At 66.6% G+C, this 6,747-nt stretch carries 6 protein-coding genes; 2 read left to right on the top strand and 4 right to left on the bottom strand.

What is annotated here, in order from left to right; genetic code table 11:
• Nucleotides 1-35: 35 nt before the first annotated feature.
• Nucleotides 36-1,343, bottom strand: coding sequence for a diguanylate cyclase domain-containing protein (locus B3T77_RS13695; RefSeq protein ID WP_292080254.1), 1,308 nt, complete (start codon nt 1,341-1,343; stop codon nt 36-38).
• Between the two features lie 297 nt (nt 1,344-1,640).
• Between B3T77_RS13695 and B3T77_RS13690 the strand changes: the two genes are divergently transcribed.
• A complete protein-coding gene (locus tag B3T77_RS13690; RefSeq protein ID WP_409514537.1) occupies nt 1,641-2,489 on the top strand; it encodes a YihY/virulence factor BrkB family protein in 849 nt (282 codons plus the stop codon).
• On the opposite strand, the gene B3T77_RS13685 is transcribed toward B3T77_RS13690, so the two are convergent.
• Both B3T77_RS13685 and B3T77_RS13680 read right to left on the bottom strand, forming a co-directional pair.
• Nucleotides 2,446-2,697, bottom strand: a complete 252-nt coding sequence (locus tag B3T77_RS13685; protein ID WP_292080248.1) for a sulfurtransferase TusA family protein — start codon at nt 2,695-2,697, stop codon at nt 2,446-2,448. The two genes, B3T77_RS13690 and B3T77_RS13685, sit on opposite strands and share 44 nt — an antisense overlap.
• Complete coding sequence (locus B3T77_RS13680) at nt 2,694-3,182, bottom strand: CinA family protein (protein WP_292080247.1); 489 nt, start codon at nt 3,180-3,182, stop codon at nt 2,694-2,696. The genes B3T77_RS13685 and B3T77_RS13680 overlap by 4 nt, the downstream gene beginning before the upstream one ends.
• A gap of 40 nt (nt 3,183-3,222) precedes the next feature.
• Here B3T77_RS13680 and B3T77_RS13675 point away from each other — a divergent pair, with 40 nt between their 5' ends.
• Nucleotides 3,223-5,511 (top strand): spermidine synthase, encoded by a 2,289-nt coding sequence (locus tag B3T77_RS13675; protein ID WP_292080245.1) that lies wholly within the window; start codon nt 3,223-3,225, stop codon nt 5,509-5,511.
• On the opposite strand, the gene B3T77_RS13670 is transcribed toward B3T77_RS13675, so the two are convergent.
• Nucleotides 5,508-6,659: a bifunctional 2-C-methyl-D-erythritol 4-phosphate cytidylyltransferase/2-C-methyl-D-erythritol 2,4-cyclodiphosphate synthase gene (locus B3T77_RS13670; RefSeq protein ID WP_292080244.1), complete on the bottom strand. Its 1,152-nt coding sequence runs from the start codon at nt 6,657-6,659 to the stop codon at nt 5,508-5,510. The two genes, B3T77_RS13675 and B3T77_RS13670, sit on opposite strands and share 4 nt — an antisense overlap.
• Between the last annotated feature and the right edge of the window lie 88 nt (nt 6,660-6,747).

Below are 6,747 nucleotides of genomic sequence, written 5' to 3'. Positions count from 1 at the left end.
CCGATCTGGCGCGGGTGGCGGGGTCGTAAAGCCCCTCAGCGCTTCTTTTCGAACAGGTCGGCCGAAGCGCGCTCAAGCAGGGCGGCGGCGCTTTCGTCGGGACGCATCTCGGCGGCGCCGACGTCGAACTCGGCGACGAACGGCGACCGGTCCGGGCCGGCGTCGAAGGCGGTGCAGCCGATCACGGCGGCGATTCGTTCTGCGGCCAGACGCGCCGGTTCAGCGTGGGTCGCGGGCAGGGCGAGGGCGAAGACCTCCTTGGCCAAGCGGGCAGGGGTGTCCTCGACACGGACAAGGCGCGAAACCATGGCCCCGATCTGCGGCATGGCGCGATCCAGCCAACCGCCCTGACGCGCCCAGGTGACGGACTCGGTTTCGCGCACCCGCAGGACGCAGACGGAAAGCGGGCGCTTTCGCGCGCGCGAGGCCTCAGCGACACGACCCAGGTGGCTGGCGAACAGTTCGGGCGTGAACAGCCCTGTTTCCGGGTCCATCACGTCCAGGCTGCGCACCGAGTCCAACGTCTTTCGGATGCCCAGATGGATGCGGTGCGCGCCGGCCAGAGCCAGGATCCGCTCGGCCGTTTCGCCCTCGGGCGTGTCGGCGGACGCGACATCGGCGAAGCCGCGGTTGAACAGTTCAGCCAGGCTAATCTCGTTTCTGCCGCGCAGATAAAGCATCAGCGGAATATGATACAGGCGTGTGTTGCGCTTCATGCCCGCCGCGATCGACAGGGCGGGCGCATGGTCTTCGGCGCCCCACAGAACGGCGGCGTCAAACGGGCTTTCGTGCAGATAGTCGAAGGCGGTGTAGGGCGTCGGCGCCGCGACCACCTCGACACCGGCCGCAGTCAGGGCGTTCGACAAGGCGAGAAAGCGGCGGTCCGCGACGCCGGCGGCCAGAACGCGCAAAGGACCATCGTCGTCTGTCCGCTTGTCCAAACCCACCCCGCGCGTGGCGAAGGTGGTGACGCGCAGTCGATATTCTTCCTCGGCGATGGCGGCTCGGCCCAGCTGTTCCAGACGCAATGCGGCCTGGGCCGGATGCGGCGGCGTGGACATGGTCAGATCCGCACCCTTCACCGAATCAGGGCGGGCGCCGATGACCACGATGGGCAGGCGGCGCGGCTCTGCGGCAGCGCGAAGGCGAGACGCCACGTCGGCGTCGAAGGTGTTGATGTCGATGACGGCGGCTTCGAGCGGAAAGTCCTGAAGCGTCATCTCGGCCGAGACCACGTCGCGGGCGGTCACCGTCGTCCAGCCCAGCGCATCAAGACCCGCAGCGAGCGGCCCGATCCGGCCATCGTCAGCCGCCAGGATCAATACGCGCGCGTCGAAAGCCAAGCCGATCGTCTCCAAAAGTCGCCGCGCCAATAGTCGGCCGGAAACGCGCGGACCATAGCGACGAGGGTGTTAAGGATGCAATGTCGGCCGGCCAAAGCGATGCGGCCGGATCGCGAATGATCGTCCTCACGCGGATGAGACTTTCGCCGCAGACGAATTCCGCTAGGTTCCGCCGCTTGTGCAACGGTTGTGGGGACCGATTTGAGTGAGCAATTGACACGGTCGGTCCTGAAAGCGCCCGGGTTCTGGGGCGGGCTGGCCGTGCGAGCGTTTACCCGCAGCTGGGGCCGCGACGTCATGCTCTACACGGGCGGCGTGTCCTTCTTCGCCCTGTTGGCCGTGTTTCCGGCGATCGCCATCCTGATCGGCTTTTACAAGTTGGGTCTGTCGATCAGCGAAGTCAGCGCCCAGGCGACCGCCTTGTCGGACCTGTTGCCCAAGGCGGCGCAGACCATTTTTCAGGGCGAGATCACACGTTTGAGCAATGCGTCGGCGCGGACAGTTTCGGCTCAAAGCGCCTTCGCCCTGTTCGTCGGCGCCTATGCCGCGCACCGGGGTTTCAAGGCCTTGTTGGCGGGATTGAACCTGATCCATGACGAGACAGAGCCGCACGGCTTCTTCAAGTTTAATCTGCTGGCCTTCTTCGTGGCCATCTTCGCCTTTGCGCTGTTCACCGTGGTGTCGGGCGCCGTCGTGACCGTGCGCATCATGGCGCATGCCTCGTCGTCGGCCGCCGGCCTGCCCGGGCGAAGCGGCATGGCGCCGCTTGACGCCTTCCTGCCCGCCATCGGCTTGGTCATCGGGCTGACGCTGCTTTACCGCTACGCCATGAGCCACAGGACGCCGGTCGCCTGGCTGCCGGCGACGGTGGGCGGTCTGGTGGCGACATTGATGTCGGTCGTCTCATCGTGGCTGTGCGCCATCTATGTCGAGCAGATCGCGCCGCTGGGGGCCACCTATGGATCGGTCGGCGCCGTGGTGGTGCTGCTGATCTGGCTGTCGTGGAACGTCAACGCCATCTTCTACGGCGGCGCCTTCGCCACCGAGATGGAACTGGCGGCCAAGGCGCGCGCGATCGCCGACACGCCGCCGGCCGATGTCGTCAATCTGTCGGAGCGTCGGGCCGGGCGCCGGTCTCGATCGTAAAGCGAAGAAGGCCGTCGCCGTCCTCGACTTCGATCACGCGGCCGCCTTTCTGTGACATCAGAAACGGCACATCGATCCGGGCCATCGGATCGGTGGCCAGCAGCACGATCCGCGCGCCGGGCGAGGCGGTTTCCAACGCCTTCATGAGCTTCAGGCTGGGAACAGGGCAGCGGTGACCCCTGGCGTCGATAACGACAGGGTCGCTCACGCGAGCCGATCCGCCAGCATTTCCAACGCCACGCGAACGCTGGCCTGGCGGATCCCATCGCGGCCGAGGTCGCCGAACAGCTCGACACGGTGAACAACGCCTTGTGGGCCTGACGCCGCGAAGTGGACAAAACCCACGGGCTTGTCGACCGATCCGCCGCCTGGTCCGGCTACGCCTGTTACGGACACCGAGACGGAGGCGCGCGAGTGCGTCACTGCGCCCTCGGCCATGGCCACCGCGACGGCTTGCGACACGGCGCCGTGGTCGGACAGGATTTTTACCGACACGCCCAGCATCTCGGCCTTGGCCTCGTTGCTGTAGGTGACGAAGCCGCGATCCAGGACCGCTGACGAGCCGGGAATGGCTGTGATCGCTGCGGACACCAGCCCGCCAGTGCAGCTTTCGGCCGTCGCAAGCATCAGGCCGCGTTCGCTGGCCGTTGCGACAATCTGTTGCGCCAGCTGCGCGATATCTTGGGAAAACATGGTCTTTTCATAGGCCGCGAACCCCGCTCTAACCAGAGGCATGACCGAGGCTATCGATCCGTTATGCCCCGCAGCCCCGACATCGGATCGCATCGCGCCGATCCTGTTCGCCGTCGCCATCTTCACATCGGCCTGTCTGGTCTTCGTCGTTCAGCCGATGGCGGCAAAGCTGTTGTTGCCGACGCTGGGCGGATCGCCTTCGGTGTGGAACGCGTCGATGGTGTTCTTCCAGACCGCGCTGCTCGCCGGATATGGCTATGCGCACCTGCTGCAACGTCTGGCGACGATGCGCGCGCAGGTCGGGGTTCATCTGGGCCTTCTGATTGTGGCGGCGTTCTTCCTACCGTTGCAGATCAGCGGCCTGTTGGGGGATCCCGATCCGTCCCAACCCGCGATGTGGCTGCTGGCGACGCTGGCGGTTTCGATCGGCGCGCCGTTTGCTGTGCTGTCGGCGACCGCGCCGCTGCTTCAGGCCTGGTATGCGCGTGTGCGGGCCGGACACGCAGACGGGCAGAACCCCTATGTTCTCTATGCCGCCTCCAACCTGGGCAGCTTCCTGGCCCTGATCGCCTATCCGGTGGTGATCGAGCCGCTGGCCAGCCTGTCGGATCAGCGCCTGGGGTGGAGCGTCGGCTATGGGCTATTCGTGGTGATGGTCGTGGGGCTGGGCGTTCAGGTCTGGCGGCGTCGTGAGATCGGGTCGGCGGAGCCCGCGCCGCTTGAGGCCAGCCCGCCGATCGCCTGGCGCGAAAAGGGGATGCTGGTTATGCTGGCCGCCTTGCCGTCCAGTCTGATGCTGGGCGTGACGGCGCACCTGACGACGGATGTGGCCTCAGCGCCCTTTCTGTGGGTCATACCGCTTGCGCTTTATCTGCTGACGTTTGTCATCGCGTTCCAGACCCGGCCGGCTGTTTCGCCAGCCATCGGCCTTGGTTTGCAGGCGGCGGCGGCAGCGGCCTGCGCCGCCCTGATTGCGTTCCGGACTGGTGAATGGCTGCTGGTGTTCACCGTCAATCTGGCGGCCTTCTTCTTTACAGCGCTTATGTGTCACCAAAGGCTGGCGGCGCGGCGGCCGGCGCCGGATCGGCTGACCGAATTCTATCTGTTGCTGTCGCTGGGCGGCGTAGTCGGCGGACTGTTCAACGGCCTGATCGCGCCAGCCATTTTCGACATGGTGTGGGAATATCCGCTGGTGCTGGTGGCGGCCGGACTGCTGCGACCGTGGATCCGACGCGAGATCAGGCCGTGGGAAATCATCTGCTGCGTCGCCGGCGTGATCATCGCCCTTCTGGGGCCGCTGTCGATGGAGGCGGTTCGTTATGCGCCCGACATTCGCGCGGCCATCCCGGACGCCGAACTGGTGCGGATCGCGCAAGCCATCCTGGGGATCGCGACCCTGTTCGCCTTCCTGGTGCGCGATCGGGCGGTGATGTTCACGATCGTTTTGGCCGTTATCGTCTGGTCCGGCTATCATCTGGCGCGCGGCTATGACTGGGCCCTGTCGGAGCGCAGCTTCTTTGGCGTGATGCGGGTGGCCAAGATCGACGATCCGCTGATGGGCGGGCCGGTCCACGTACTGATGCACGGCACGACCTTGCATGGCGCCCAGGCCCAGGCGCCGTCGAACCGCTGTCAGCCGACGCTCTATTATGCGACCTCGACGCCACTGGGGCAGGCGATGCTGCAGATGCAGACAAGACGACTGGACGGCGCGCGCGTCGGCGTGGTGGGGCAGGGCTCGGGCGCCATGGCGGCCTACAAGCGCGCCCAGGACCAACTGACCTTCTTCGAGATCGATCCGATGGTGGATCGGCTGTCGCGCGACCCCCAATGGTTCAGCTTCATCAACGGCTGCGCCGATGGGCCGGTGCGGACGGTTCTGGGGGACGCGCGCCTGACGATGGATCGCGAGCCGGCAGGATCCTATGACCTGCTGGTTATCGACGCCTTCTCGTCCGACGCCGTGCCGACGCATTTGCTGACGGTGGAGGCGATCCGCGGCTATCTGCGGCTGCTGGCGCCCGATGGCGTCGTGGTGCTGCATCTGTCGAACCGGAACCTGGAGATCACCCTGCCGGCCGAGGCGGCGGCGCAGGCGCTGAAGGTCCCGCACCTGCACCAAGTCTATATCGAGCAGTCGAACCAGGGCGACATGGCCGAGGCCTCGACAGAAGCCCTGCTGATCGGCAAGAGCCCGGCGGCGCTGGAAGGGTTCAGGGACGATGCGCGTTGGCGCAAGCTGTCGCCGACGACGGTGCGTCCGTGGACGGACAACTACGTCAACTTGTTCGGATCGCTAGTGCGTCAGATGAAAATGGCGGCGCGCTAGCCCGCCGGCGTCTCCACGGTCGCCACGGCCTGGGCGGCCAGACCTTCGCCGCGTCCGGTGAAGCCAAGCCCTTCGGTCGTGGTCGCCTTGACGCTGACGGCGTCGAGCGGAAGGCCCAGCAGGCCGGCGATCCGGTCGCGCATGGCCTGGCGGTGCGGCTTCACCTTGGGGCGTTCGCAGATCAGGGTGACGTCGACATTGACGATGCGGCCGCCGCGCGCCGCGACCAGTTCGGCGGCATGGATCAGGAACTGGTCCGAGGCGGCGCCTTTCCATTTCGGATCCGTCGGCGGGAAATGGTCGCCGATGTCGCCCGCCGCGATGGCGCCCAGGATGGCGTCGGTCAGGGCGTGGAGACCGGCGTCGGCGTCTGAGTGGCCGATCAGCGTCTGATCGTGCGGCACCTCTATCCCGCACAGCCAGACGGACCCGCCTGGTCCCCAGCGATGCACGTCATAGCCGGAGCCGATGCGGGTCTGATAACGCTGCGCTTGGGGCAGCAGAGCTTCGGCCATGGCGAAATCCTCGGGATAGGTCAGTTTCATCAGACGCGCATCGCCCTGAACCAGGGCCACCGCGCCGCCGTTGCGCTGCACGACGACGGCTTCGTCGGTCGGGACCTCGGCGTCCGACCAGGCGGCATAGGCGGTCTCGATCACGCCCCGACGAAAGGCTTGAGGCGTCTGGGCGCGCCACAGACCGTCGCGCTCGACCACGTCGGTCATGATGTTCGCCTCTCCGCGTCGCAGGCTGTCGGCGACGGGCAGGACGGGCAGGGCGCCGTCCGAAGTTTCAAGAGCGGACAGCAGACGGTCGATTACGGCGGCCTTCAGCAGCGGACGGGCAGCGTCATGGATCAGAACCGGCTGATCCGCTGGACAGGTTAGGCCTGCAAGCCCGGCACGGACCGAATTGGCCCGGGCGGCTCCACCGACGACGGCTTTCCAACGCGGCAAACCGGACAGCACCTCCGACACCCGCTCGACGGCGTCAGGCGCGATCACGACGATCAGTTCGTCGGCGCCAGCGTTCAGCAAGGCCTCGGCCGACCAACGCAGCACGGGCTTCCCACCCAGGTCCCGCCACTGTTTGTCGCCGCCGGCGCGCGAGCCTGAACCGGCCGCGACGATGATGCCCGAGAATGTCATGGCGGTCTTGATAGTGCGCGCGGCGACGGGGCGAAACCATCAAAGCGCCGCGGTCGTGCTTGACGAGGGCGGCTGCGATGCGGCGAAA

It is taken from the genome of Brevundimonas sp. UBA7838 (genome assembly GCF_002500885.1).
In the GTDB taxonomy this organism is placed as follows: Bacteria; Pseudomonadota; Alphaproteobacteria; order Caulobacterales; family Caulobacteraceae; genus Brevundimonas; species Brevundimonas vesicularis_C.
Note: the sequence above shows the minus strand (reverse complement) of the source record. Positions and strands in the feature narration are given on the sequence as shown.

Excerpts from the sequence above, each read along its gene's own strand:
- B3T77_RS13690 (WP_409514537.1), top strand. The coding sequence starts at position 1,641 with ATGCTCTACACGGGCGGCGTGTCCTTCTTCGCCCTGTTGGCCGTGTTT.
- B3T77_RS13680 (WP_292080247.1), bottom strand. The coding sequence starts at position 3,182 with ATGTTTTCCCAAGATATCGCGCAGCTGGCGCAACAGATTGTCGCAACG.
- B3T77_RS13675 (WP_292080245.1), top strand. The coding sequence starts at position 3,223 with ATGACCGAGGCTATCGATCCGTTATGCCCCGCAGCCCCGACATCGGAT.
- B3T77_RS13670 (WP_292080244.1), bottom strand. The coding sequence starts at position 6,659 with ATGACATTCTCGGGCATCATCGTCGCGGCCGGTTCAGGCTCGCGCGCC.